Below are 26,675 nucleotides of genomic sequence, written 5' to 3' on the forward strand. Positions count from 1 at the left end.
ACTTGTTTTTTTAGTTAACGTCTTGCTTTTAAGTAGATATTATATAAAGTTGAATATTTGTTTCTCAAGGCAAATTTAAGTCTATTTAATTTGCTCACTTTGTCTGATTCTGTATTAATTATTTGTTTTAGATTTAGATTTTTAAATTTATTTAAAAAGGCAGTTTCTTTTTCTTTATCCTGAATTACAAAAACATGCTTAGTGTCTTTTGCTTTTTCTTGTAAACACCACCATTCGTATTCAAGGCCTTTACTCATTTTTGTTTTTTTGCTAAAGATTGATAGAATGCGTTGGTAAAAGTTATTTGGAATTTGAAGCCCGTATTTTGAAGGGTCGTCTCCAGCTAAAATTATACCAAGCATAGTACGCAAACATTTTGGGCAGGTATTGCAGTTGGCACCATTGCGCAATTCAGAATAACATACTCTTAGAAATAAATTTTCATTATGTTTTTTGGAAAAATCAATGACATTTTCAATTTTACCAGTACGTCTTAGATGGTATCCATCGTGCACAATTTTTACATTTGCCCATACCATGTTTTCATCAATTTCAGGGCGAGAACCCCATCCAAAATCTATTTCGTTGGTATTTGATGATGCAATAAAAATTTGGTTGGCTTTTAATTTATACGACATGGGTGCAAGTACCCCCAAAAGTGCCATACCGTGTTGTATTTCGCCCCACCAACTTGTACTGTTTATCAACAAATCTACTTTGTAGGTATAAAAATCTCGAAGGTTGGATTCTATGTATGATAGCTTTGAGTTATCAATAATATTTTCTTCTTCATTGAGTTTTTTAAATTGATTCCATCTTTTAGTATCGCTAATTTCTACATCGGCGCCATGAATGGAAATCAAATAAGGCTGCTTTTCATAATTTCTTGTTAAAGATTCAAAGGAATCTAACCCGCCACTAAACAATAGTAACGCGTTAGTGCCAGTAAGTGTGTTATTAACAAGTTTTTTAAATATTAGTTTTCCTTTGTGCGTAATCTCTGGGTGATGCTTTTCAAATTGAGATCTTAATTCTTTAAGGGAATTATAAAATGTTTCGTCTAATTCATCTATATAAACATCAAACCCAACAAACCAAGAGATAGGCATTATGTTTGATAAGAGCGGGATTATTGCTATACTTTTTGGTGTTTGACTTACATCGACATCGTATTTGGAGTAATAGGGATTATCCAAATTGAAGTATTTCGAGTATGGCCTGTCAATGCTATAATCGTAGCATATTTTTTTGCCGGAATCTTCAAAGTTTATTGCCTTTAATTTAATACCCTTCATAATTAAATTTATCTGCTTTTATTCAATATTGATGAAAAAGAGTTTTTAAATAACTCTTTTTCAAAATTTATCATTCCGAAAAAGAAAATCAATGTACCGTAAACCGCTGTATAGCTAACTCCTTTTATTATAAAATTACCCCAACCAGAGCCCGGGATTAAGTTTATAAAATAGCAAACACAGGCAACAACCAAAACAACGAGTACGGTTTTGTTTAATAATTCTTTAAAAAACCTTATAATGTTGAGTCCGATGGTGTTGTGGTAATAAAAATTCATTACGTTCTGCACAATTAGCCACCCTATTATCGAGCCCGATATCATACCAATTGCACCATAGGGTTTTGCTAAAATAGCGCCTATTATGGTACCAACTATCATAAAAGATAAATATAAAATAGCCTTAAACGATAGTTTGTTTTTTGCTTCTAAAATGGAGTTTCCAAACCCTTGTACTAACGGTAGGGTATAGGCAATCATAATCATTAATGCAATTAACCAAGACTCGAAACTGCCTTGTTCTCCTAATTCTTTTCCAACCCACAAAAAGACAAATTGTTTTCCAAAAAATATAAATCCAACCAAAATGTACATTAAAATAATGAATGAGAGTCTGCCTATTTTAATCATCATTGAGGTTAATTCTTCTCCAGAAGCATTACCAACCGACATTTGAGTTGCTCGTGGTAAAAACACACTTGAAATAGCTGTGGAAAACGCCCCGTAATAGGTACCTAAAACAATGCCAATACCGTAAATAGTAAGTACCTCTGGTGTTGATATGCGCCCTAAAACCCAATGGCCGGATTTCCATTGAAACAGGCTAACTAAAGCAAATACAAATATCCAGGTTGAGTAACCAAAAATATGCTTAATGAATTTAATAGAAAGCTCGTGTAATTTTATTTTAACATGTAATTTTTTAAACACATAATACGCAGTTATTGCAATAACAATAATGTTGAAAACTGTTTCTACAATAACAAGAGCAATAGCCTTACCACCAAATAACAAAACCACTACAAGAGTTAAAGAACGCAATACATAACGCAAAATATTTACCGTTTTAGGAAATACAAAAGCTTCGTGCCCATTGCATATTCCTGTAAATGAGCCACCTGGTAAGCCTATTGCTAGGTTGAAGATTAATAATATAAAAATTACCTTTGCTATTTCTAATTCATCAGGAGTCATTTGTGTAAAATACGAATCTATATAGCCGTAAAATACCACTCCAAAAATAACCACAATACTAGATATTACAGCGTAGAGCAGCATGGTGGTGGCAAGAAAATTTTCAAGTCCAATATTGTCCTTTTGGGCTTTGTATTTGGCTACAAAACGCACTACGGTATTGTTGAGTCCAAAATCCAATAAGGAAATGGTCCCTACAAGGGCACCAATAGTAATGTATATGCCATATTGCTCTTTGCCTAAATGGTTAAGTATAAAAGGCGTCATTAACAAACCAATTACGTTTGTTAGCACTATGGTTACATAATTTAAAACAGCTCCTTTTTTTAATTGGCTCAAAATAGTATATTTAGTTAGTTATATTTGGTTTATAATCTTCCGTTAACAGTTCCATTCCATTCTCCCTTTACATCGTATATAATACCTTTTTGTTTTAAAAACGATTTTAGGTCGAGCTTTAAAAACTCTTTATGCGAAACCGTAATCACGATGGCATCATAAGTGTTTTTGGGTATGGTATTTACAATTTTCAGGTTGTATTCGTGCATGACTTCTTTTGGGTTTGCCTTAGGGTCGTAAACTGTAACATCTGTTTCATAGCTTTTTAATTCGTTTATTACAGTTACAGATTTTGTATTTCTTATATCGGGGCAGTTTTCTTTAAAAGTAATTCCTAAAACCAGTATTTTAGCACCATTAACCTGGATGTTGTTTTTAAGCATTAGCTTAATAACTGCAGAGGCTACGAATTGTCCCATGCTGTCGTTTACCCGCCTTCCAGCTAAAATTATTTCGGGGTGATAACCAACTTCTTGTGCTTTTTGTGCTAAATAATAAGGATCGACACCTATGCAGTGGCCGCCAACAAGCCCAGGTTTAAATGGCAAAAAGTTCCATTTAGTGCTTGCAGCTTTTAATACATCCTGTGTATCTATATCCATTAAGTTAAAAATTTTGGCAAGTTCATTTACAAAAGCTATGTTTATATCGCGTTGCGAGTTCTCTATAACCTTTGCAGCTTCGGCTACTTTAATTGATGGCGCCAAATGTGTGCCTGCAGGAATTACACTGGCGTAAAGCGCATCGACTTTTTTTCCTGTTTGGGGTGTGGAGCCCGAAGTTACTTTAAGTATGTTATCTATGGTATGCAATTTGTCGCCCGGGTTAATGCGTTCTGGCGAGTAGCCTACAAAAAAATCTATGTTTAGTTTAAGCCCGCTTATTTGTTCTAATACAGGAACACATTCGTCTTCGGTAGCTCCCGGAAAAACCGTGGACTCATATATTACTAGGTCGCCCTTTTTTAAATACTTGCCAACAGTTCTGCTGGATTTGTAGAGCGGTGCCAAGTCTGGCTTGTTGTTTTTATCTATAGGGGTGGGGACAGTAACTATATAATGATTGCAGTTTTTTAAATCTTCGGTGTTCGAAGTGCAAAACAGACCAATACCTGTGCTTAAATTGTTTTTTAAAACAGATTGTAATGCGGTATTATCAACTTCTAGAGTAGAGTCGTGGCCCAATAAAAGTTCGTCAATTCGTGCTTGGTTTATATCAAAACCTACTACGCTATATTTTGTTGCAAAGAGTCTAGCTAATGGCAACCCTACATACCCTAGTCCAATTACAGCAATTTTAATATCCTTCATTATTTTGTTTTAAACGTTGCCAATACCAATTAACGGTTTTTTTTAACCCACTGTTAATGTTGAATTTCGGATTATAATTTAACAATTGCTTTGCTTTTTCAATAGAAGCCAATGAGTGGGGAATGTCTCCAATTCTATTTTCTCCATGTTTAATATCTATATCTTTTATAGAGGCATCAAACTTAGCTAGATTTGTTTTTAACAACCCCGCTAACTCTTTTAAAGTGGTTCGCTCTCCATAAGCAACGTTATACACATTGTTTAATGCGTTTTTGTTTGTGGTTGTTAACGCATTTACATTTATTTGCACTACGTTTTCAACATAGGTAAAATCTCTTGAAAAGCTACCGTCTCCGTTAATTATTGGCGATTCATGGTTTATTAATTGCTGTACAAATTTAGGGATCACTGCGGCATAAGCACTATTGGTGTTTTGTCTTTTGCCAAATACGTTAAAATAGCGTAGCCCTATGGTATCTAATTTATATGTCTTGTAAAAAACATCGGCATATAATTCGTTTACATATTTAGTTATGGCATAAGGCGAAAGGGGTTTTCCAATTTTATCTTCAACTTTTGGCAAAGCTTCATGATCTCCATATGTTGAAGAGCTAGCCGCATATATAAACCGTTTAACACCAGCATTTTTTGAAGCCACCAACATATTTAAAAATCCAGAAACATTTACGTCGTTGGTGGTAATGGGGTCTTTAATAGATTTTGGCACAGAACCTAAAGCTGCATGGTGTAGCACATAATCTGCGCCAGCACAGGCTTTTTGGCAATCTGCTAATCGCCTGATGTCTCCTTCTATTAAACTGAAATTATGATTAAATAGGAAAGGTTTTATATTATTTCTTTTCCCTGTTGAAAAATTATCTAAACATACAATATTTATATTATGTTCCAATAATGCTTCACAAAGGTTAGAGCCAATAAAACCAGCGCCTCCAGTTATAAGTACTTTCTTTCCCTCTAGTATTTTTAATTGCTGTTGGGTCATTTAAATTTGGGGTAATTTTATAAATTGTTAATAGCCCAGCAAATATGAAAAAAATAAATGTAATTTAGTTAACTATTTGTATTAAGAACTGTTTTTTACCGACGAAATTCAGTTTTTTGTTAAAATTACCGATTAAATTATGTATATCCCAAATAGCAAAGGTAGCCTAAACACCAAAAAAAGGTGCATTAATACTGTGAAAAAAGAACTAATATCTGAATAGGCTTAACTTAAAACACAATTTAATAAATCGATAATGTGCATAGTTTTACTACCAATGAAAACGGTTAATGTATTTAACCGATTTTTATTACTCTTTTAGCGAAATAACCACTTTGCATACTTGATAAGTTAAAACAATTGCTAAATTTACACCGTAAATAACTATTGAATTGATTAATAGCACTTTTAATTTAATAAGTAAAATATAATTTAAAAAAAACCAAAAACCCTCTCAAGATTAATCTTTTGCAGATTGATTTTACCCTTAAATTATATTTTAACAAGCTATTAATTATGATAAGGATTTTATTTTTTACCTGTGAGGGATTCACAAATTCAAATTTAATATTACAATTAAGTGGTCTAACCTTTAGCCACCTAGGTTTTCTATGTAAAAAATAAAAAAAACATATTTAAAAATATAATGTTGACCAAAACTAAAATATACCTATCATCACCTCACATGGGAGGCTCCGAGCAAAAATTTGTTAATCAAGCTTTTGATACTAACTGGATTGCGCCTCTAGGACCAAATGTTGATGGTTTTGAAAATGACCTAAAACAATATTTAGGAGGAAACGACGAAGTAGCCGTTTTAAGTTCTGGTACCGCAGCAATACATTTGGCATTACAATTGATAGGTGTATCTAAAGGAGACGAAGTTTTGTGCCAAAGTTTTACATTTTCTGCATCAGCAAACCCCATTATATACCAAGGTGCTACACCTGTATTTATTGATAGCGAACCTGAAACCTGGAACATGTCGCCAGAACTGCTTGAGATAGCCATTAAAGATAGAATTGAAAAATATAAAAAACCAAAGGCCATAATCGCTGTGCATCTATATGGTATGCCCTATAAAGCAAAAGAAATTAATGCTATAGCAAAAAATTATGGTATCCCTGTGTTAGAAGATAGTGCAGAAGCCCTAGGAAGCACTTACTTTAACCAAGCCTGTGGCACATTATCAGATATGGGTGTTTTATCGTTTAACGGCAATAAAATTATAACCACTTCTGGTGGTGGCGCCCTTATAACGAAAAAATTAGAGTTAAAAAACAAAGCCATCTTTTTATCAACCCAAGCACGAGATAACGCACCACATTACGAACATTCTTCAATTGGTTACAATTACAGGATGAGCAATGTATTGGCTGGCATAGGTAGAGGCCAAATGGAAGTGATTGACGAAAGGGTAGAAGCAAGAAGATCAAATTATAATTTTTATAAAACAAATTTATCTCAATTCGGCGCGATTGAGTTTTTAGAAGAACCTTTCGGATTTTTTTCTAACCGATGGATAACTTGTATAAAAACCAATTCTTACAAGTTAAGAGAAAGCCTGCGTTTAGACTTGCAAAACGAAGATATTGAATCAAGAACGTTATGGAAGCCAATGCACTTACAACCAGTTTTTAAAGACTGCCTGAGTTTTACAAACGGGATATCTGAAAACCTATTTAACAACGGACTTTGTTTACCTAGCGGATCAAATCTAACTGAAGATGATTTGTCTAGAGTAATCGAAATAATACGCAAAAACCCAAACTTATGATTAATAATTACTTAGCTCGCTTTTCAAAAAAACACGCATCTAAATGGTTGGTATTCGCTATAGACCTAAGCATAGTAACCATTACGTTCTTTATGGCGTATTTAGTTAGATTTAATTTAACACTAAATTTTGACTTACAACAGTTTTTAATTCAAATTCCCTTAATGCTGGCCATTGCATCTTTTAGCTTTATTGCGGTAGGCTCATTTAAAAGTGTAATTAGGCATACAGGGTTTGCAGATGTTGTAAACATTTTTAAATCTGTAGCTCTAATAGCGGCTACGTCTGTTATTATTGTTTTAATCAACAGAATTACAAACCTAATACCAGGGTTTACCATTCCGCTGTCCATAATAATCGTACATTCACTCTTGTGTTTTGTAGCACTGGCAGGAAGTAGGTTGCTATTTAAAATAGTTTGGAAATACTTAAAAATTAAACTAATGGCTTCAAAAAACATCTTAATTTATGGAGCTGGAGATTTAGGAATTACAACTTACAACACCCTTTTGAATAACACAACCGAAAGATATAATGTTATCAATTTTATTGATGACGATGCCAAGAAAAAAGGAAAGGTTATTAATGGGATTGAAATATGCAGCGTACATAAAATCAATCAAAATTATATAGAATCGAAAGGTATAGAAGAAATCATTATTGCTTCGCAAACAATAGATTCTAGCAAAATTATTGGGTTATTCGACAGTTTGAGCGTTAAAATTAAAAAAGTACCACCTATCGAGCAATGGATTAACGACGAGCTTAACACAAGCCAAATCAAGCAATTCCAAATAGAAGACTTATTAGGGAGACCACCCATTGAGTTCGATAACCCTAACCTACAAAACGAATTTAACGGCGAAACCATTATTGTAACCGGTGCTGCAGGCTCCATAGGAAGTGAGTTGGTAAAACAACTTTCCAATTTCGATGTTAAGGAGTTAATTTTAGTAGACCAAGCAGAATCTGCCCTGTACGACGTACAGCAAGATTTAAAACGCGCTGGTAAGCACAATTTCACAGCAATTGTTGCAGACATAAGAGATGGGCTAAGAATAGATACCATATTCCAAAACCATAAGCCTACACTGGTATTTCACGCCGCGGCATATAAGCATGTTCCACTAATGGAACAATCACCTTACGAAGCCATTAAAATAAATGTAAACGGAACAAAACTTTTGGCGGATACGGCCTCTCGCTACAATGTAAAGAAATTTGTGTTTGTATCCACAGATAAAGCTGTAAACCCAACAAGCGTTATGGGTGCCACCAAAAGAATGGCCGAAATGTACATAAGCTGCCTACAAAAAGAAAGCAAGACCAAGTTTATTACAACCCGCTTTGGTAATGTTTTAGGATCCAACGGATCTGTAATACCTCTATTTAAAAAACAAATAGAAAACGGCGGACCACTAACCTTAACACATAAAGATATTACACGCTATTTTATGACTATACCTGAAGCCTCTAAGTTAGTATTAGAAGCTGGCACAATGGGTAAAGGTGGCGAGATATTTATTTTCGATATGGGAGAATCGGTTAAGATTTTCGATCTTGCAAAAAACATGATTAAGCTATCTGGATTAAGGAACCCTGAAGATATTGACATAAAAATTACAGGACTGCGCCCAGGCGAAAAACTATACGAAGAACTATTGGCCAATGGCGAGAACACCTTATCGACATACCATAAAAAGATAATGATAAGCAAAACCAGAGAATTGGAATACAGCAAAGTGAAATCTGAAATTGAGGAGCTATGCATAACAAACCGTTTTCAAAACAACAATATTGTAATGAAAATGAAAAACCTAATTCCAGAATACAAATCTAAAAACTCTGATTTTGAGAAATTTGACAAAAGAGTTCAGATCTACAAAAAAGCTAAAGGGATTTTAAAAGCAAAACCAAACAATAATTATGGTAGCTTGTAAATAATATTTTTATATTTTCCCCAAATAAATTCCATAGAATGAAAAGAATACTGAGCTATAGATTAGTTGTTACATTTACTCTTGTTAGTTTTTTTTTAACCTCATGTAAAACAAAACAAGACATAGTTTACTTTCAAAATGCCAAAAATTTTGAAACCATAGTTGATACCGATACCTTTAGGGCAAAACTAAAAATAGGCGATATTGTAAGTATTTACGTTTCGGTTTACAGTTCGGGAGATATAGATCCTGCGAAGCCCTATAACATACAAATGCAAACCGGACAAGGTCAAGGCAGATTAATAGATTATTTAATAGACGTTGACGGCAATATCGATTTCCCGGTTTTAGGCAAAGTAAAACTAGTAGGCTTAACCATAGAAGAAGCCAAAAACCTGTTTAAGGAAAAATTCTCAAAAGGCGAATTGCTTAAAGACCCTGTTATTATAATGCGGGTTTTAAACTTTAGGATTACCGTAGCAGGCGAGGTAAGAAACCCAGGGGTTTACCAAGTAAGCGGAGAGCGTGTTTCTATAATAGAAGCCTTAGGTTTGGCAGGAGACTTAACCATTAAAGGAAAAAGAGACAATGTAATGGTTATTAGAGACTTTAACGGCACAAAAGCCATTACCTATGTAGATTTAACAACCAAAGAGGTCTTTAATTCGCCCGTTTATTATTTAACCCAAAACGATATTGTTTACGTAGAACCCAACAATTCTGCTATTAGTAGTGCATCCGGCGATACTAGAATAGGTACAATCATTACAATTACATCTTTTCTTTTAACCACAGCACTTATTTTTGTAACAAGAAATTAGTAAATAATATGGCTTTACTTAATAACGAAAATACATCAAACAATACACTTGATAATTTTAATTTAAAGAAAACATTATCCTTATACACGAAACAATGGAAATGGTTTGTGTTAAGTTTAATTTTGTGTATTGGCTTTGCCTATGTTAACCTAAGATATACAACACCAAAATATCTGGCCGTAGCCAAAATAATGCTTTTAGATGATAAGGACAATTCGTCTGTTGGAGCTTTAAACGACCTGTCTATTTTTTCCGATAGGGAAGACGCCATGGTGGAAGACGAGATACAAGTTATTAAATCTAGAAGCTTTCTTAGAAACATTGTAAAAGAGCTAAGCTTAAATGTTAGATATTACACCAAAGGTAGAGTTTACGAATCAGAACTCTACAAAAGCACACCCATACTCGTTAACTTTATAGAATCAGATTCTATAATAAACAATACCAATTCTAATTTTTACATTGAAATTCTATCTGATACACACTTTAACTATCGTAGAAATGAAGACGGCCAACCTAAAAAATATACATTTGGCGAAACCGTACCAACCGGTTTTGGAGGTATAATAATAACCCCAAAAATCAAAAGTATTGAAAACAACATAGGAAACAACATTAGGGTTAACATAACAAAAGCAGAATTTTTGGCCGAATCGTTAAAAGACAGAATATCCATAGCACCTACAGGAAAATCATCAAAAGTAGTACAGGTAAGTCTAGTAGATCCAGTAATAGAAAAAGCCAAAGATATCGTTAACACTTTAATAGACGAATACAACAATTACACCATAAAAAAGAAAAACGAGATATCCGATAGCACCGCTTTGTTTATAGACAGGAGAATCAGGTTGGTTGAAAAAAACCTTATTAATGTTGATGATAGTATTGTAGGCTTTAAAACCAGTAATAAAATTACAGATGTGGTATCTGAAGCCGGCCAGTTTTTAAATTCAAGTGTGGCGAACGAACAACAAATAGACGCTGCGAAAATGCAATTAAGCCAACTTAATTACGTTAAGGAAACCTTGGGAGACGAAACAGGAAAATACAATGCAATTCCTTCAAATCTAGGTGCAGGAGACCCAACAATAAGTGCTCTATCATCACGCTACAACGAGTTGCTTGAAAGACGAAAATCACTTTTAAAAAGTGCCGGTTCGCAAAACCCAATAGTATTGGAACTTAACCAAACCATAGCAGGAGTAAGGCAAAACCTGCAACAAAGCATAAGTAGCTCAAGCACATCGCTTCGAATTCAAATCAACAGTTTAGAGAGCCAATCCAGAAGAATAAATTCTAAAATAACCTCGGTTCCAGGGCAAGAAAACCGGTTAAGGGGCATAGAACGCGAGCGCCAAACCATAGAATCGTTATATCTTTATCTGTTGCAGAAAAAAGAAGAAGCTGCCATCTCGTTAACAGCCACTTCACCTAGTGCAAAAATTATAGATGCTGCATACAACAGCGCAGGCGGCCCAATTTCTCCTAACAAACAAATTGCCTATGCCAGTGCCATTTTGTTAGGCTTTTTAATTCCTTTTGGTGTTTTTTACACCAAAAACCTTTTAGACACCAAAATTCACAACAAAGAAGATCTTGAAGGTGAAATAAATAACATTACCGTATTGGGAGAAATTCCAAAAGTTAACAGCAATAAAGTATTGGTTGAAAAGAACGACCGTTCTATTTTATCTGAATCCTTCAGAATAATACGAACCAATTTTGATTATATAAAGCGAACCAGAAAGGTTAAAGAATACGATAATGTTGTTTTTGTAACCTCGACCATAAATGGCGAGGGCAAATCTTTTTTTAGTATGAATATGGCACTAACCCTTGCCAACACCAATAAAAAAGTATTGCTTATAGGAGCCGATATTAGAAATCCTAAATTGCTTTTGGGACTAGATGAAAAAAGGAAAAATGAACTCGCTAAAGTTGGGCTAACAGAATATTTGGTAGATAAATCCGTAACCGTTGAAGATGCCATAAACAATTACGACATTAAGGGTAACAAAATAGATATCTTGTTATCTGGCAAAGTACCGCCAAATCCTGCAGAATTGTTGATGAGCGATAGAATGCATCCGCTTTTTGATAAGGTTTCAGAAAAATACGATTATGTAATTGTAGATACAGCACCAGCAATGTTAGTAACCGATACACTGTTGTTCAGCCAATATGCCGGACATACCATTTACCTAACCCGTGCAGATTATACAGAGAAACGCATATTGAATTTCGCTAAAGAATTACATGCCGAAAATAAACTTAAAGGCATGATGCTTGTAGTAAACGATGTTAAGCAGTCTAACTTTGGGTATGGTGCAAAATACGGCTACTACGGTGCCAAGCAAAAGAAAGGTTTTTTTAGAAAAAGAGCCTAAATAACAGAAAACGTACTACAGGTTTTCTCAATAATAGCAGGAAGCTTTTTAGCCAAACCCTTGTTAAGGGTTAAGTTAGAAAGCTTTTTTATATGGTTAAGGTTATGCGTATCGGTTGCAATAAAATCAATCAAATCATTTTCAATTAAGTAGTTTGCCGCTTTCTCCACATTTTTACCGTAATGTGCACTTAACGATAGCATGTTAAGCTGAAAAAAACATCCCAATTGTTTCATTTTTAAATATTGTTCTTTTGCATTATGATAAAACGAGTAGCGCTCTGGATGTGCCAAAATAGGAAAATAACCTTTTGTTTTAATTTTGTATATAATTTCCTCAAGATTGATTGGTGGCTGAAAATAAGACATTTCAATCAATAAATAATGTCCTTTAAGCGTAAACATTTCCTGGGTTTCCAATTGTTTCAGGAAATTATCGTCCAGCATATATTCTGCAGCTGGATTAATGGTAATTTCAGAACGTGTTTTAGCATCTAAAGCATATAGCAGTTGCTGGTAGGCATTGCCAATTGTTTCATCGTTATTGGGGTAAAAATCCTGCATCACGTGTGGAGTGGGCATAAATTGCTTAACGCCCAATGCTTGCAGGCCTGCTATCAAGTCTATAGATTCTGCTATGCTTTTTGCGCCATCATCAATTCCTGGTAAAATATGGGAGTGCATGTCAACAAAACCATCAAGTAAATCTTTAAGGAAAGTTTTTTTTGTAAAAAATTGGAGCATGAGCTAATTGGTATAGCTTAAATTAAGGCTTTATTCCTCTTCGTCTTCTTTAAAAACAGCCGATTCAATTTTGTCTTCAATTACAACATGGCCCAGGTTGTCTAGCGCGATGTTGTCATGATCAAAATTGGTCATTGTATAATGCAATTTGCTGCTTACTTTAACCAAGTATATAGCATCGGGTGTTTTAATTTCAATGGCCTCAATGGTTTCGTTTCTGTGATTGTCAAAAGTTATAATATCGTCGTCGCCATAACCGTCTGGAAATCGTTCTGTTAAAAGCTTTAAAACTTCAGGTTTCAATTTTTTGTAATCAACTATAATTCTTTGCATATTAAAAATTTTGGTTGAAAATTATATTTATTTGCCGTTTTATAAAATTACAAAAAAATTGTTTAGCTCGAATAAAAATCAAAAGCGTCTATTATAATATCATCAGCCACTAAACAGTCTGTTTGGGGTTTGCCAATGTGTTTAAGCAGCACAAAATTAATATTGCCGTGGTTGTTTTTCTTATCGTATTTCAAAAGGTCTATAATGTTTTGGTACTCGCTTTTGCTAATGGTTACCTTTGGGTAATGTGCCAACAGTAATTTTTTTATTTCATCGGTTGTTTTTCTTGGGAAGCCTACCAGTTGGGTAGAGATATAACTGGCCAAAATCATTCCAACAACAATGGCCTCACCGTGCAAAAGCTCCTTTTTGTCAGGGTTGCTTAAAAAATATGATTCTATAGCGTGCCCTAGTGTATGCCCAAAATTTAGTGTTTTTCTAAGACCCTCTTCAAAAGGGTCTTGCTCTACTACCTCTTTTTTTATGATAACCGACTCATAAATCAACCCGTCTAATTCTTCTATGGTCAATGTCGATAAATCCTTAAATTTATTCCAATACTTTTCATCGCTAATCAAGCCGTGTTTTAGCATTTCGGCTAATCCAGACCGCATTTGGTTTTCAGGAAGTGTTTTTAAAAAAGTACTATCAATCAAAACTAAATGGGGCGTGCTTATAACACCAATTTGATTTTTTAAATAGCCCAAATCCACCCCTGTTTTCCCGCCAACCGAGGCATCAACCATGGCCAGTAAAGAGGTTGGCACATTTATGTACGCAATGCCTCGTTTAAAGGTAGAAGCCACAAAACCGCCCAAATCTGTAACAACGCCGCCTCCAACATTTATAAGCAGGCTTTTCCTGTCGGCATCTAATTCAGAGAGCGTATTCCAGACACCAGAACAAGTATCAATGGTTTTGTGGGCTTCGCCAGCTTCAATTTCTATAATTTCAATAACCAAATTGGTTTCTAGTCTTGCTAGAAAATTTGCCAAACAATGTGTATGCGTATTCTCGTCAACTAAAATAAATATTTTAGAAAAATTATTTTCTTTAATATGCTTATTTAGTGCAGGATAGCAATATTGATTGAAATGAATGGTAGAATGGTTAGCTTTAATGGATTTCATGAAAAAATATAGCTGTTAATTTAAGCCGTGAAATTAAGGAGTTTTTTTTATAAAATGATAAAGAACTCTTAATTATATTTGCGTAAAATTTTAAGTAAATGCAAAAAACCGATCTTATTTTTGAAAATACAGAAATAGCTTTTGCCCTTAAAAACGATTCTGAATTAGAACGTGCATATTTTCTGTTTAAAATGATATCTATTGAGCCACTGGTAAAAATAGGAACTGCCGCAACAAACTTTGCAATAAAAGCCCGTTTACCTGTAGAAGGGCTTATTCGCTCTACCGTTTTCGATCATTTTTGCGGTGGTGTAAATGAATATGATTGCTTGCCTGTTATTGATAAAATGTACGAAAAAGGCGTGAGTTCTGTTTTAGATTATTCAGTTGAACGAGTAACCAAAGTTACCCAATTTGATGCTGCAAAACGTATGGTTCTTAAAATCATAGATTTTGCAAAAGAAATCGATGCCATACCTATTGCCGTATTTAAACCTACAGCTTTTGGGCGTTTTTACCTGTACGAAAAAATAAGCAGAGGCGAAGCTTTAACTACCGAGGAGCACCAGGAATGGTTTAGGGTGGTTGATAGATTTGATACCGTTTGCAAAAAATCTAAGGAAAACAACATTGCCATTTTGGTTGATGCCGAAGAAAGCTGGATACAAGACGCTGCCGATAATTTGGTAACCCAAATGATGCAAAAATACAATACCGAAAAACCGGTTGTTTTTAACACCTTGCAAATGTACAGGCACGATAGGTTAGAGTTTTTAAAGCAGCAGCATGCCTTTGCAAAAAAAAATGGGTTTTATTTAGGGTATAAGTTAGTACGGGGTGCCTATATGGAAAAAGAAAACGAACGTGCCCAAGAAAAAGGTTATCCAACACCTATTTGCGAGAACAAAAAAGCTACCGACAATAATTTTAACAAAGGCCTAAAATATGTTTTAGATAACTTAAACGATATTTCTTTGTTTTCGGGAACCCATAACGAAGAGAGCTCGTATTTGCTAATGCAACTCATGCAAGAACGGGGTTTGCAAAATAACGATCCGCATGTGTGGTTTGGACAATTATATGGCATGAGCGACCATATTAGTTATAATTTGGCCGCCAAAGGCTATAATGTGGCTAAGTACATGCCCTTTGGCCCAGTAAGGGATGTGATGCCTTATTTGATTAGACGTGCCGAAGAAAACACATCGGTTGCAGGGCAAACAAGCAGAGAGCTAAATTTATTGCGTAAAGAAAAAAAGCGCAGGCAGCTAGAATAGGTTGCGCTTATTCTGTTAATTTTTAATGATAACCTATTTCGTAAAACTTTTTTACATTCCTTTACACTCAATAAAAAACAATCTCTATGAAACCTTATATCTACGCTTTTTTAACTGTATCGCTAATGCTTTCATCTTGTAAATCAAACGAAACCGAAAGGCCGCACCTGGCTATCGAAGCTCCAGTTGCTAAAAAAATACCTAAAGAATTAACCATACATGGCGATACCCGAATAGATAACTATTTTTGGATGCGTTTAAGCGACGAACAAAAAAATGCCGAAACACCAGATGCCCAAACCCAAGAAGTGCTAAATTACCTAAATGATGAAAACGAGTATTTAAACAAAGCCATGGCGCATACTAAAGCGTTTCAGGAAAAACTTTTTAACGAGATTGTTGGGCGTATAAAAAAGGACGATCTATCGGTACCTGTAAACAATAACGGTTATTCGTATTACACACGTTTTGAAAAAGGTGCAGATTACCCTTTGTATTGCAGAAAAAAATTAGAAAAAGATGCTAAAGAAGAAATTATGCTCCATGGTCCAGAAATGGCTAAAGATTATGCATATTATGGCTTTGGCGGGCAATCGGTAAGTCCGGACAATAAAATGCTAGCCTTTGCTATAGATACCGTTTCAAGACGCCAATACACCATTTACTTTAAGAATTTGGAAACAGGAGAGATCTTAAAAGAAAACCTTAGTAATACAGGCGGAAGTGCCACTTGGGCTAACGACGGAAAAACCGTATTCTATACCACTAAAGACCCACAGACCTTGCGTCAAAATAAAATTGTAAAACATACTATTGGCACCAATCAATCTGAAGATGTGGTGGTTTACGAAGAAAAAGACGACACATTTAGATGTGGCGTTGGCAAAACAAAATCTGATGCTTATCTGGTTATTGGTAGCTTTCAAACCTTATCCACAGAATTTAGGGTTTTAGATGCCAACACGCCCAACGGTGAGTGGAAAGTGATTCAGCCCAGAGCCAATAATTTAGAATATACCATCGATCATTATAAAAATCATTTCTATATAAGAACAAATTACAATGCCAAAAACTTCAAACTCGTTAAAACCCCGGTAAACAAAACCGAAAAAGAGCATTGGGTTGATGTTATTCCGCATCGCGATAACGTATTTTTTCAAGGCATGGATTTGTTTGAAAACTATTTAGTAGCCCAAGAGCGAAAAGATGGCTTACGGAACATTAGGGTAATGAAATGGGACGGAACAGACGACCATTACATTCCTTTTAACGATCCAGCTTATTATGCCGCAACAACCTCTAATTTGGATTTTGATACCGATGTTTTACGCTACAGGTACAGCTCGCTTACCACTCCAAACAGCACATTTGAGTATAATATGGCTAATAAAAAGAAAGTGCTGTTAAAGCAAGATGAAGTTGTTGACACTTCTTTTGCCATAGATAATTATACATCTGAACGTTTATTCGCAACGGCTACAGACGGTACAAAAATACCAGTGTCTTTAGTTTATAAAAAAGGGCTTGAAAAAAATGGCAAAAACCCATTATTACTTTATGCCTATGGTTCTTACGGAAATAGTATGGAACCCACATTTAGTTCTACGCGTTTAAGTTTGCTCGACAGAGGGTTTGTTTATGCCATTGCCCATATTCGAGGCGGACAAGAAATGGGAAGAGATTGGTACGAAAACGGAAAATTGCTAAAAAAGAAAAATACATTTACCGATTTTATAAATGCGGGTAAGTTTTTAATAGATGAAAAGTTTACATCTAGCAATCATTTATACGCTTACGGCGGATCGGCAGGCGGATTATTAATGGGTGCTGTTTTAAATATGGAACCCAATATGTGGAATGGTGTTATTGCCGCAGTTCCTTTTGTTGATGTTGTTTCAACCATGCTGGATGAAACCATCCCGCTAACTACTTTTGAGTTTGATGAATGGGGAAATCCTAAAAATAAGGAGTATTATAATTATATGAAATCCTATTCGCCATACGATAATGTGGAAGCCAAAGATTACCCCAATATTTTAATTACAACCGGGTATTGGGATAGCCAAGTGCAATATTGGGAGCCTGCAAAATGGATTGCAAAATTACGTGATTTAAAAACAGACAACAATCTATTGGCCATGTATTGCGACATGGAAACAGGCCATGGCGGTGCATCTGGACGTTTTGAGCGCTACAAAAGAATAGCTTTAAACTACGCCTTTATGCTGGATTTGGAAGGAGTTACAGAATAGAAAACATAATAAATTTTACGAACCTAGACCTGCAAGTACCAACAATTCGGGATTAAAACCCTTACAGGTCTTTTTGTGAATTAAAATACCAATTCCATTTTAATATCACTACGTTTATACGGGCTATTGGGCTCTATAGCAATCTCTAAAAACCCGTATTTTCTGTAAATATAAATAGCGTTTTCCAGTTTGGTGCTAGAGTAGAGTATAAGCTTGGGCAATTCCATAGATTTTGCGAAATCTATACAATATTGCATTAGTTGCTGCCCTAATTTTAAACCACGGTACTTTGGTGAAACGGCCATTTTTGTAAGTTCGAATACGCCATCATTTCCAAATGGCATTAAGGCTGCTGTACCAACAATTTCAGTATCTAGTTTTGCAAAAAAAATATGGCCACCTTTATTTATTATGTGTGTTTCGGGCTTGCGTAAAACGGCTTCATCTAAAGCTTCAACGTAAAAATAAGTTTGTAACCATTCAATGTTTAGCTCGTAAAAGTCTTTAGAATATTTTTTATCAAACGGAATAATTTCGACTTGCATTGGCTTTTATAAAATCGGTGATTAAATAGGTAATGAGTTTTCCAACCAGATTTGCGGTTTTCTTTTTTGGCACAGCTTCGCAAATGTGCAAATAAGTAACGTTTTTATGTTTTGCAAAAAAGTTGACGAACTGCCTGGTTTTATTAACGCTAAAACCACTTGGTGTCATGGCGCTACTTGGTATGTTTTCAATAGCATCGCAATCTATTTCTATCCCATAGGGTTTGCTGGATATGTGGGTTAAGGCATGGTACATGGCATCATTAAAACTTAATTTATCTTTTATTTCTAAATCTTCAAACGTGGTGTATTTTAAAGATTTTGTTTCGTTAAAAGTTTTAAAAATGCCATCAGATGTATAGTTTTCGTGCAACCCGAAAACAAAGTAATTTTTTAAAAATCCTTCCGCGAAAGCGTAACTAAACCCATTCCCACTATGCCTGCCTTCTTCTGGTCTAAAATCTGAATGGGCATCAAAATTCACAATATTTATAGGTTTGTTTAATGCCAACGATGCGCCTTTTATGTTGCCATAAGCATTGTTGTGCCCGCCGCCAATTACAATAGCTTTTTTGCCCGAGGCAACTATAAGCTGCATAATATGGGCCACGTACTTATCGATTTGCTCTACAATTTTCCTTGCTTTTTTTATATTGCTTTTTTTGTTTTGGTCGAGTTTTGAAACTTCTAACAATTCGTCAGAAAAATCTAAATGTCCCAAAATTAAAACAGCATCTGCCTTGGTAAACGCATTACTTTGGATATTTAATAAAATTTTTATTGTGGCTTCCCAAGCCCTGGAAGCACCTGGTTTTCCGCCATTTGCGAAAACGCCAACATCTTCGGGCAAACCAATTACAACATACGCAACATCCAAATTTTTAAGTTGTTCGTATATATTGGAAATGCTGGTTAAGGTTTTAACATGTTCGCCAAATTTGGATTCGCCAGAGCGTTTATTTAATAATTTGTTAAGCGCGGTGTTGTTAAATAAAACAAGTTTATCCATCTAAGGGTTTCGGATTTAGTTTAAAATATTAAAATTAATCAATATTTATTAAACGTATAAAAAAAATTAAGTATTAAAATTTAAGATTAACAAAAAGACAAACAAACAATTAAAACAAGTAATAATTATGGAAAATAGCAAAAGTAGTACGGGATTAAAAGTGGCTTTAGGAATCGCTTTGGTTTTATTTTTAGGAACATTGTTTTACACTTTTAATTTAAAAAGCGAAAGTGATAAAAACACCAAAGAATTAACAGAGCAAAAGGAGTTGGTAATGAACGATTTAAACGCCATGGCTAAACAGTACGACGAGGCCATTGGAGAAAATGAAGTGGCAAACCAAAACTTAATTGAGGCCAGATCGCGTATTCAAGGGTTAATAGATTCTTTAAAAATATCTGAAACAAACGTAAAAAGCCTATGGAGGTACAAGCAAAAATATGTATCACTTCAAAAAGAAATGGATGTGTTGTTGGCACAAAACGATTCTTTAAGAGTAGAGAACTCTTACTTGGCAACCTCTTTAGACAGTACCAGAGTGCGCTTAGAAGAGCGTACCATGTTTACAGATTCTTTATTGGTGCAAAACACCGCTTTAGCCGAAGTTGTTGAAAACGCCGCGGTTTTAAATACGGTAGGTTTAAAAGGATTTGGAGTAATTGAAAGAACTTCAGGTAAATTAATTCCAACTGAAAGAGCGAGTAGAGTAGATAAAATTAGAGTGTGCTTTACCGTTGCTAAAAACGCTTTGGTACAAGCTGGAGATCAAGAATTATATGTACAGGTTATAGACCCAAAAAACAATACTTTAGGGTCGAACGAGCAAGTGCAGTTTGGAGATAAAACACTAAACTACAGCATAATAAGCAAGTTTAATTACGAAAATGGCAGTCTTAACATTTGCGAGTTTGTAGCATCAAAAGGCAAGGAGAAATTCGAAAAAGGACGTTATACCGTTAATGTTTTTAACGAAAAAGATTTAGTTTCCAGCTCAGAGTTTACCTTAAAGTAAACACATTATATAACACTTAAGAGCATAACCCCGAGCAAAACTCGGGGTTTTTTAATGCTTGTTTTTTTAATTATTAAACACATTATCAAGTTTATTTGCAAATTGCAGATAATATATTGGCCAATGGGGCGGAAGATGTTATTTTTGGTAAAGTGCCAAAAACCAAGCCCTGTTATATGGATAGTAACTTTGTGTTTTTAAATTCTATTTCAAAAATTTCAGAAGACACCTATTCTGAAATTAAAAAAATATCAACCTTTAAAATAATCAAAGCAGGTACAGAAATTGTAAAAATAAACGAGGTTCCTTCTAAAGCGTATATGGTTGTTTCTGGTATTGTTAGGTCTTATTTAATAACAGAATCCGGAAAAGAATTTAATAAAAGTTTTTACCTGCCAATTAGTTTTGCGGCCTCCTTAACAGCTTTAATGAGAAGAAAACCATCAGCCTTTGTTTTTCAAGCTGTTACAGATTGTGAAATCTATGAAATAGATTATTACAAAACCATGCATTTATGCAATTCTAAACCAAATCTTAAGACTTTATATACCAAGGTTTTAGAGTACCTTTACATAAAATACGAAAAACGTATTATTGAATCTATTACGTTAAACGCTAAAGAGCGATATCTGGAGTTAAAAAAGCAAATACCCGATGTAGATTCATTGATTTCCCAACACCATATAGCATCCTATCTTGGTATAACACCCGTTCAATTAAGCAGGATTAGAAAAAAAATTGGTTGCCCATTAACAAATGTTAATTGATAATAATGTAAAAAATAATATATTTGAAGAAGATTTTTCCTTAGTTTATTTTTAAAACACATTGGATAATTGATAGCAAACCAACCAAAAAAAGAGGCTGTTTGAAAAGACAGCCTCTTTTATACCCTATTTTTGTTTAGATTTTATTTTAAGCTTCCAACCATATTTTCGGGTTTTACCCAGGCATCATAATCTTCTGCGGAAACATAACCTAAATTAATAGCTTCTTCTTTTAGCGTAGTGCCGTTTTTATGGGCTGTATTGGCTATTTCGGCTGCTTTATAATATCCTATTTTAGTATTCAATGCGGTTACGAGCATTAAGGAATTGTTCAATAATTTTGTTATAACCGCTTGGTTTGGCTCTATACCAACAGCACAATTAACATCAAAACTCACACAGGCATCACCAATTAATTGTGCCGATTGCAAAAGATTTGCCGCCATTACGGGCTTAAAAACATTAAGCTCGTAATGCCCTTGCATACCACCAACACCAATGGCCACATCGTTGCCCATAACTTGGGCGCAAACCATGGTTAAAGCCTCGCATTGCGTGGGGTTTACTTTACCAGGCATGATAGAGCTCCCAGGCTCGTTGGCAGGAATTGTAATTTCGCCAATACCCGAGCGCGGACCAGAGGCCATCATTCTAACGTCATTCGCAATTTTATTTAATGATACGGCCAACTGTTTTAATGCCCCGTGGGTTTCTACAATGGCATCGTGTGCCGCTAAAGCTTCAAATTTATTTGGTGCTGTTATAAAAGGTAATTTTGTAAATTCTGCTATATATTCGGCAACACGTTTGCTATAGCCTTTTGGTGTATTTAACCCCGTACCAACGGCAGTACCGCCCAAGGCCAACTCGCTTAAATGCGGTAAAGAGTTCTGGAGAGCTTTTATGCCATGGTCTAATTGTGCCACATAGCCCGATAGTTCTTGCCCAAGTGTTAGTGGCGTGGCATCCATTAAATGGGTACGACCAATTTTAACCACATTTTTAAAGGTTTCGGCTTTTTTGTGTAATGTGTCGCGTAATTGTTTAACACCCGGAATAGTGGTTTCAACTACTTTTTTATAAGCAGCAATGTGCATGCCCGTAGGAAAGGTGTCGTTTGAAGATTGCGATTTGTTAACATCATCATTTGGCTGAATGGTTTTTTCACCTTCACCAATGGTTTTTCCAGCAATTTGATGCGCTCTGTTTGCAATAACCTCGTTTACATTCATATTACTTTGCGTTCCGGAACCTGTTTGCCAAATAACCAATGGAAATTGGTCGTTGTGTTTTTCCTCCAAAATTTCATCGCATACCTGTGCAATTAAATCGCGCTTTTCTATAGGCAAAACCCCAAGTTCGCAATTGGTATAAGCCGCTGCTTTTTTTAGATATGCAAAACCATAAACAATTTCTAGAGGCATAGAGGCTGCAGCTCCTATTTTAAAGTTGTTTCTGGAGCGTTCGGTTTGTGCGCCCCAAAGCTTATCGGCAGGTACTTTTACCTCGCCCATAGTATCTTTTTCTATTCTGTAACTCATAGTAAAATGGTTTAAATGTAAGTTACAAAGTTAGTTGATTTGACCTGGTTTTTATTATGATATTTGTTAGTTTTTACAACTTCTTTTTAACATATAAATAACGAATCTTTTGGCTTGTTTTGTTTAAAATCGATTAATTTAGTAAGTTTAAAATATAGTATAAAAACACATTAAATTATGGCAACAATAAGACTAGGTGATGAAGCACCGAATTTCACCGCAGAAACTTCAGAAGGAAAAATAGATTTTCACGATTGGTTAGGCGATAGTTGGGGTATTTTATTTTCGCACCCAGCAGATTACACTCCGGTATGCACAACAGAATTGGGTACTGTGGCCAAATACAAAGCTGAATTTGATAAGCGCAACGTAAAAGTTGTGGCTTTAAGTGTTGATGGTCTTGAGTCGCACCACGGTTGGATAAAAGATATTAACGAAACCCAAAATACAATAGTTAACTTTCCTATTATTGCAGATGAAGACAAAAAAGTGTCTGAGCTTTACGATATGATTCATCCAAACGCAGATAGTAACCTTACGGTGCGCTCGGTGTTTGTAATCGATAACAATAAAAAAGTAAAACTGATAATTACATATCCGGCTTCAACGGGTAGAAATTTTGATGAATTGCTACGCGTTATCGATTCGTTGCAACTAACGGCTTACCATAAAGTTGCAACACCTGCCAATTGGCAAAATGGAGACGATTGTGTTGTGGTACCTGCTGTTGCAACGGCCGATATACCAAGTTTATTTCCTAAAGGCCATAAAGAGGTTAAGCCTTATTTACGAATGACGCCTCAACCTAATTTAGATTAATAATAAGACTATTAATTTGTGGCACATTAAAGATTTGTTCGCTAAACTTAATTTACAACCCTTATATAAAAAGAAAATAAATTGTAATTTATTATTATTATGGTATTGTATAAGCCACTGCATTACTATATATTTGTATAACACTTTTAATTAGACACTTAAATAATATGTTTGAATTTGACCAATATTTAGGATTTTTAGCATTTTTAATCATTTTTTCCATGGGCTTTTGGCTTATGTTGTTTTTAACATTATACGTAGTTCCGTATTGGATTGGTGGTGCATTAATTGAAAGATTAAAAGAAATTAGAGCAGAAAAAAAAGCTAAGCGCGAAGCAGCTTAAAAATTACCTATTTTCCCTATATTGCCACAAGCCATTGGGGTTTATTAAAATAAAAAAGCCATATCGATTTACCGATATGGCTTTTTTGTGATTATTTAAACGGTTTTTATTTAACCTCTTTTAAAGCATTGTCAATACGTGTTCTTAAATGTTGTTTGTGTGCTCTAGATGCAATATTTCCTGACGGAGCAGCCATGGTTCTTATTGTTTTTAAATTATATAAGGCCATGGATTTTACGTTGTTAGAGTATCTGCTACTTTGCTTACCGGTTAACATATCAATTAACATATTGGTATATTCCAATTGTAAATTTTGTCTAAACGAATTTACATTAGAATATATATCTGCTTTAAAAATAGCATTATTTAAATCGCGCATTACCATAGATAATTTATATGTATTGCCATACAACTCAGAGTCTGTGATGCGCTGTAATGTGTTTGGGTGCAACAAATGGTTTAATACGTTTTTTTGATAACCCAATACCTGGCGGTGAATTTTTGGATCTTCTGACGAACTGAAAAATCCAAAACCACGGCGCTGCATAGCTAAGTAATTGTATAAATCGTTAGGTGCATCAAAAGCATTTGGTGCAAAAACGTATTTGTTAAGTGTTGCCATAGCTCTTTTTTGGTCTTTTAAACTTACTGGAGTGTATGGTTGTGCTGCTCCTGGTTGACCAGCCATAGCTCTATCGACATAAACACCTCCAATAAACCTAGAAACCACATTGGCTGCATTGCCTCTTTGACCACTTAAAATATAATAGGCCTGTCTTAATTCTTGATACGATTGCCCAGGTTTTGAAAACTTATCTTTTATGCCCTTCATCATGGTGTTTATAATCTCGAAACGGTCGTTAGAATAGGCTATCTGGTCGTTTGATAAATCTCCAACCATAACACGTGGGTCGATTGCTTTTCCTGGTGATCGCATATCATCGGCATCGTTTCCAAAAATAAGTTCTGGCTTAGTCGATTGGTTTAACAAGGCTTCTTTTTCTTCTTTGCTTTTAAAAGGGGTATAGCCAAATTGTATGGCCCAAATATCGTATGGCCCAACAGCCATATCGTAATATTGCCCTTGTTTGCTTCGGTCTTTTGTAAGGTTAATAGCGGCATAATCCATAACCGAGCCTGTTAAGCATTTGCCTTTAATAAAATTGGCATCAGCAAGTTGCTCTGGCGAGAATAACTGGCTAGCTTTCATATTATGATTTAAACCTAAAGTATGCCCAACTTCATGCATAATTAAGGCAGTCATCGCTTCTTTTTTCATGCGTTTCATTTCTAAATCAGAAGCATTTGTTGCTTGTAAAACAGCCTTACCAAACAAGGTGTTTTCGTGCATTACATGGCCTAATGAACAGTACATTTTATCGTCTGCATGCATTTGTACATCATCAAAAGTTTGGTTTAACGATGCGAGGTCGAAAAGCTTATCGTACATCACTCTATTGGTAAAATGCACATATTCCAGCATAATATCAGAGCCTAAAATCTGTCCTGTTTTTGGGTTTACAAAACTTGGTCCGTAGCCACCAAAGGGAGGTTGCGGAGACGATGTCCAGCGTAATACGTTGTACCTAATATCTCCTGCATCCCATTGGGCATCATCGGGTTGAATTTTTACTGCTATGGCATTTTTAAATCCAGCTTTTTCAAAAGCTACATTCCATTGTAAAACAGCATTTTTAATGGTTTCTCGCCACTCCAAAGGGGTCGAGTTTTCTATCCACCATGTTATGGGTTCAACAGGTTCAGAAATAGCCGCATTCGGGTCTTTCTTTTTTAAGTTCCAACGGTGTACCAAATCTCGATAAGGTGTTGCACTGGTAGATGTTTGATCATCTACTTGTGTTAAAAAATACCCTACCCTTGGGTCGTCGTATCGTATTTCGTAATCGTTATCGGGCATTTCCATTAAGCTATGAAACACTTTAATACTTACGTTTCTGCCATCTACTACAGCGTTAGATCCGCTATTTAAAACAGAAGGCGAGGAATACACATATTCTATTTTAAGATTGGTATTTGCTTCATAATTTCTAATTGAATTTATCTTGGTTTTGGTCTTGCTTAAATTACCAAGTTTGAATGCCGTTGGCGATTGCCCGGGGAATCTAGGTCTTTTTATTTGAGATAGGGTTTCGCTTAAAAACAAACCGTCTGCCTTAATTAAATAAAGCCCTTTCTTTTTATCGTGCGCTTCAATCTTTACACTAGCCATATTGCCATGGCTAATGTTGGCGTTTTTAGATTTTGAAAGCGGACTGTTAGGGTCGAAATAAAAGGAGTTATTTTGTGTTTCTAATTCAATTTTGTTAAAATGCTTTTTTATTTTGAATACCTTAGACCCCCGGTACATACCCCTAACAATTCTGCCGGCATCCATTACGCCATCTGCAATTTGGCTAAAATAAATGTACTCTTTATTAATCTGGTTGTCTGAAATTAACATTTGTATAGATCCCGTAATCGTATCTTGGTATATGGTAAAAAGCCCTTCTATTTTTTTGCTGGATTTAACAAGATCTTCAATTTTCTTTTCTTTAGATTTTTTTGGAGCTGGTTTAACCGGTGCTTCCACTTGGTTTTTTTTCTTGCTTCGTTTCTTTTTTTGTGCTTCGGCATTTAGCGGCATAATAAAAACCGCTAGCAAAAATACGAGGCTTAAAAATTTTAAGGCTCTAATTTTTTTGTGTTTCATAACATTAAATGTTTAATTGGAATGTAATTAGTGTAGTTTTTTATTAACGAAGCTAAAAATAAAAAGAATGAAACGGTTATTTCTTTATAAAATGTTAAAACCTTTAAAGTGTACTGGTTTTATTAAAA

General features: G+C 34.9%; 21 protein-coding genes. 10 read left to right on the plus strand and 11 right to left on the minus strand.

Annotated features, from left to right (window positions below; all coding sequences use genetic code 11):
- Nucleotides 1–14 precede the first annotated feature (14 nt).
- Genes ACFSQS_RS02660 through ACFSQS_RS02675 form a run of 4 tightly spaced genes read right to left on the minus strand, consistent with a single transcriptional unit; the run spans nucleotide 15 to nucleotide 5,140 of the window.
- Entirely contained in the window at nucleotides 15–1,295 is a 1,281-nt protein-coding gene (locus ACFSQS_RS02660; protein WP_388013670.1) for a hypothetical protein, read from the minus strand.
- Between the two features lie 8 nt (nucleotides 1,296–1,303).
- Nucleotides 1,304–2,827: a lipopolysaccharide biosynthesis protein gene (locus tag ACFSQS_RS02665; RefSeq protein ID WP_388013673.1), complete on the minus strand. Its 1,524-nt coding sequence runs from the start codon at nucleotides 2,825–2,827 to the stop codon at nucleotides 1,304–1,306.
- Nucleotides 2,828–2,856: 29 nt separating this feature from the next.
- Nucleotides 2,857–4,137 (minus strand): nucleotide sugar dehydrogenase, encoded by a 1,281-nt coding sequence (locus ACFSQS_RS02670; protein WP_388013676.1) that lies wholly within the window; start codon nucleotides 4,135–4,137, stop codon nucleotides 2,857–2,859.
- Nucleotides 4,124–5,140, minus strand: coding sequence for an SDR family oxidoreductase (locus ACFSQS_RS02675; protein WP_388013679.1), 1,017 nt, complete (start codon nucleotides 5,138–5,140; stop codon nucleotides 4,124–4,126). The genes ACFSQS_RS02670 and ACFSQS_RS02675 overlap by 14 nt, the downstream gene beginning before the upstream one ends.
- A 646-nt stretch (nucleotides 5,141–5,786) precedes the next feature.
- Here ACFSQS_RS02675 and ACFSQS_RS02680 point away from each other — a divergent pair.
- Genes ACFSQS_RS02680 through ACFSQS_RS02695 form a run of 4 tightly spaced genes read left to right on the plus strand, consistent with a single transcriptional unit; the run spans nucleotide 5,787 to nucleotide 12,065 of the window.
- Nucleotides 5,787–6,917 (plus strand): DegT/DnrJ/EryC1/StrS family aminotransferase, encoded by a 1,131-nt coding sequence (locus ACFSQS_RS02680; RefSeq protein WP_388013682.1) that lies wholly within the window; start codon nucleotides 5,787–5,789, stop codon nucleotides 6,915–6,917.
- Nucleotides 6,914–8,857 carry a polysaccharide biosynthesis protein gene (locus ACFSQS_RS02685; protein WP_388013685.1) on the plus strand — a complete coding sequence of 648 codons (1,944 nt, stop codon included), beginning with the start codon at nucleotides 6,914–6,916 and terminating at the stop codon, nucleotides 8,855–8,857. The genes ACFSQS_RS02680 and ACFSQS_RS02685 overlap by 4 nt, the downstream gene beginning before the upstream one ends.
- A gap of 38 nt (nucleotides 8,858–8,895) precedes the next feature.
- A complete protein-coding gene (locus ACFSQS_RS02690) occupies nucleotides 8,896–9,678 on the plus strand; it encodes a polysaccharide biosynthesis/export family protein (protein WP_388013688.1) in 783 nt (260 codons plus the stop codon).
- An 8-nt stretch (nucleotides 9,679–9,686) separates the two neighbouring features.
- A complete protein-coding gene (locus tag ACFSQS_RS02695) occupies nucleotides 9,687–12,065 on the plus strand; it encodes a GumC family protein (RefSeq protein ID WP_388013691.1) in 2,379 nt (792 codons plus the stop codon).
- Here the strand turns inward: ACFSQS_RS02695 and ACFSQS_RS02700 are convergent.
- The 3 genes from ACFSQS_RS02700 to aroB form a co-directional block, all read right to left on the minus strand.
- Nucleotides 12,062–12,808 (minus strand): tyrosine-protein phosphatase, encoded by a 747-nt coding sequence (locus ACFSQS_RS02700; RefSeq protein ID WP_388013694.1) that lies wholly within the window; start codon nucleotides 12,806–12,808, stop codon nucleotides 12,062–12,064. The genes ACFSQS_RS02695 and ACFSQS_RS02700 overlap by 4 nt on opposite strands.
- 30 nt (nucleotides 12,809–12,838) lie before the next feature.
- The gene (locus ACFSQS_RS02705; RefSeq protein ID WP_388013697.1) at nucleotides 12,839–13,141 is read right to left on the minus strand and encodes a hypothetical protein; all 303 of its coding nucleotides are present in this window, start codon (nucleotides 13,139–13,141) and stop codon (nucleotides 12,839–12,841) included.
- 62 nt (nucleotides 13,142–13,203) lie between these two features.
- Nucleotides 13,204–14,271, minus strand: a complete 1,068-nt coding sequence (gene aroB / locus ACFSQS_RS02710; protein WP_388013700.1) for a 3-dehydroquinate synthase — start codon at nucleotides 14,269–14,271, stop codon at nucleotides 13,204–13,206.
- A gap of 98 nt (nucleotides 14,272–14,369) precedes the next feature.
- Between aroB and ACFSQS_RS02715 the strand changes: the two genes are divergently transcribed.
- Nucleotides 14,370–15,548 (plus strand): proline dehydrogenase family protein, encoded by a 1,179-nt coding sequence (locus ACFSQS_RS02715; protein ID WP_388013703.1) that lies wholly within the window; start codon nucleotides 14,370–14,372, stop codon nucleotides 15,546–15,548.
- Nucleotides 15,549–15,634: 86 nt separating this feature from the next.
- Nucleotides 15,635–17,800 (plus strand): S9 family peptidase, encoded by a 2,166-nt coding sequence (locus tag ACFSQS_RS02720; RefSeq protein WP_388013706.1) that lies wholly within the window; start codon nucleotides 15,635–15,637, stop codon nucleotides 17,798–17,800.
- Between the two features lie 80 nt (nucleotides 17,801–17,880).
- Here ACFSQS_RS02720 and ACFSQS_RS02725 read toward each other — a convergent pair whose 3' ends face one another.
- Nucleotides 17,881–18,345 carry a GNAT family N-acetyltransferase gene (locus ACFSQS_RS02725; protein WP_388013709.1) on the minus strand — a complete coding sequence of 155 codons (465 nt, stop codon included), beginning with the start codon at nucleotides 18,343–18,345 and terminating at the stop codon, nucleotides 17,881–17,883.
- A complete protein-coding gene (locus tag ACFSQS_RS02730; protein ID WP_388013712.1) occupies nucleotides 18,320–19,354 on the minus strand; it encodes a formimidoylglutamase in 1,035 nt (344 codons plus the stop codon). Before ACFSQS_RS02730 ends, ACFSQS_RS02725 begins: the two co-directional genes overlap by 26 nt.
- Before the next feature lie 127 nt (nucleotides 19,355–19,481).
- On the opposite strand from ACFSQS_RS02730, the gene ACFSQS_RS02735 reads away from it, so the two are divergent.
- Both ACFSQS_RS02735 and ACFSQS_RS02740 read left to right on the plus strand, forming a co-directional pair.
- Nucleotides 19,482–20,366 carry a chromosome partitioning protein ParA gene (locus ACFSQS_RS02735; RefSeq protein ID WP_388013715.1) on the plus strand — a complete coding sequence of 295 codons (885 nt, stop codon included), beginning with the start codon at nucleotides 19,482–19,484 and terminating at the stop codon, nucleotides 20,364–20,366.
- 176 nt (nucleotides 20,367–20,542) lie between these two features.
- Nucleotides 20,543–21,133: a Crp/Fnr family transcriptional regulator gene (locus tag ACFSQS_RS02740; protein ID WP_388013718.1), complete on the plus strand. Its 591-nt coding sequence runs from the start codon at nucleotides 20,543–20,545 to the stop codon at nucleotides 21,131–21,133.
- A 143-nt stretch (nucleotides 21,134–21,276) separates the two neighbouring features.
- Here the strand turns inward: ACFSQS_RS02740 and fumC are convergent, their stop codons facing one another.
- A complete protein-coding gene (gene fumC, locus ACFSQS_RS02745) occupies nucleotides 21,277–22,674 on the minus strand; it encodes a class II fumarate hydratase (RefSeq protein WP_388013721.1) in 1,398 nt (465 codons plus the stop codon).
- A 177-nt stretch (nucleotides 22,675–22,851) separates the two neighbouring features.
- Here fumC and ACFSQS_RS02750 point away from each other — a divergent pair, with 177 nt between their 5' ends.
- Together ACFSQS_RS02750 and ACFSQS_RS02755 are read left to right on the plus strand one after the other, a co-directional pair.
- On the plus strand, nucleotides 22,852–23,493 hold the full coding sequence (locus ACFSQS_RS02750) for a peroxiredoxin (protein WP_388013724.1): 642 nt from the start codon (nucleotides 22,852–22,854) through the stop codon (nucleotides 23,491–23,493).
- Nucleotides 23,494–23,660: 167 nt separating this feature from the next.
- Nucleotides 23,661–23,837 (plus strand): hypothetical protein, encoded by a 177-nt coding sequence (locus tag ACFSQS_RS02755; protein ID WP_388013727.1) that lies wholly within the window; start codon nucleotides 23,661–23,663, stop codon nucleotides 23,835–23,837.
- Nucleotides 23,838–23,943: 106 nt separating this feature from the next.
- On the opposite strand, the gene ACFSQS_RS02760 is transcribed toward ACFSQS_RS02755, so the two are convergent.
- Nucleotides 23,944–26,547, minus strand: a complete 2,604-nt coding sequence (locus ACFSQS_RS02760) for a zinc-dependent metalloprotease (protein ID WP_388013730.1) — start codon at nucleotides 26,545–26,547, stop codon at nucleotides 23,944–23,946.
- Nucleotides 26,548–26,675: the final 128 nt, after the last annotated feature.

Origin of the sequence: Gelatiniphilus marinus (genome assembly GCF_042684345.1) — a bacterium.
GTDB lineage: Bacteria > Bacteroidota > Bacteroidia > Flavobacteriales > Flavobacteriaceae > Gelatiniphilus > Gelatiniphilus marinus.

Excerpts from the sequence above, each read along its gene's own strand:
- ACFSQS_RS02735 (WP_388013715.1), top strand. The coding sequence starts at position 19,482 with ATGGAAAATAGCAAAAGTAGTACGGGATTAAAAGTGGCTTTAGGAATC.
- ACFSQS_RS02705 (WP_388013697.1), bottom strand. The coding sequence starts at position 13,141 with ATGCAAAGAATTATAGTTGATTACAAAAAATTGAAACCTGAAGTTTTA.
- aroB (WP_388013700.1), bottom strand. The coding sequence starts at position 14,271 with ATGAAATCCATTAAAGCTAACCATTCTACCATTCATTTCAATCAATAT.
- fumC (WP_388013721.1), bottom strand. The coding sequence starts at position 22,674 with ATGAGTTACAGAATAGAAAAAGATACTATGGGCGAGGTAAAAGTACCT.
- ACFSQS_RS02730 (WP_388013712.1), bottom strand. The coding sequence starts at position 19,354 with ATGGATAAACTTGTTTTATTTAACAACACCGCGCTTAACAAATTATTA.
- ACFSQS_RS02700 (WP_388013694.1), bottom strand. The coding sequence starts at position 12,808 with ATGCTCCAATTTTTTACAAAAAAAACTTTCCTTAAAGATTTACTTGAT.
- ACFSQS_RS02660 (WP_388013670.1), bottom strand. The coding sequence starts at position 1,295 with ATGAAGGGTATTAAATTAAAGGCAATAAACTTTGAAGATTCCGGCAAA.
- ACFSQS_RS02740 (WP_388013718.1), top strand. The coding sequence starts at position 20,543 with ATGGATAGTAACTTTGTGTTTTTAAATTCTATTTCAAAAATTTCAGAA.
- ACFSQS_RS02670 (WP_388013676.1), bottom strand. The coding sequence starts at position 4,137 with ATGAAGGATATTAAAATTGCTGTAATTGGACTAGGGTATGTAGGGTTG.
- ACFSQS_RS02715 (WP_388013703.1), top strand. The coding sequence starts at position 14,370 with ATGCAAAAAACCGATCTTATTTTTGAAAATACAGAAATAGCTTTTGCC.
- ACFSQS_RS02680 (WP_388013682.1), top strand. The coding sequence starts at position 5,787 with ATGTTGACCAAAACTAAAATATACCTATCATCACCTCACATGGGAGGC.
- ACFSQS_RS02675 (WP_388013679.1), bottom strand. The coding sequence starts at position 5,140 with ATGACCCAACAGCAATTAAAAATACTAGAGGGAAAGAAAGTACTTATA.
- ACFSQS_RS02720 (WP_388013706.1), top strand. The coding sequence starts at position 15,635 with ATGAAACCTTATATCTACGCTTTTTTAACTGTATCGCTAATGCTTTCA.
- ACFSQS_RS02750 (WP_388013724.1), top strand. The coding sequence starts at position 22,852 with ATGGCAACAATAAGACTAGGTGATGAAGCACCGAATTTCACCGCAGAA.
- ACFSQS_RS02760 (WP_388013730.1), bottom strand. The coding sequence starts at position 26,547 with ATGAAACACAAAAAAATTAGAGCCTTAAAATTTTTAAGCCTCGTATTT.
- ACFSQS_RS02695 (WP_388013691.1), top strand. The coding sequence starts at position 9,687 with ATGGCTTTACTTAATAACGAAAATACATCAAACAATACACTTGATAAT.
- ACFSQS_RS02725 (WP_388013709.1), bottom strand. The coding sequence starts at position 18,345 with ATGCAAGTCGAAATTATTCCGTTTGATAAAAAATATTCTAAAGACTTT.
- ACFSQS_RS02685 (WP_388013685.1), top strand. The coding sequence starts at position 6,914 with ATGATTAATAATTACTTAGCTCGCTTTTCAAAAAAACACGCATCTAAA.
- ACFSQS_RS02755 (WP_388013727.1), top strand. The coding sequence starts at position 23,661 with ATGTTTGAATTTGACCAATATTTAGGATTTTTAGCATTTTTAATCATT.
- ACFSQS_RS02690 (WP_388013688.1), top strand. The coding sequence starts at position 8,896 with ATGAAAAGAATACTGAGCTATAGATTAGTTGTTACATTTACTCTTGTT.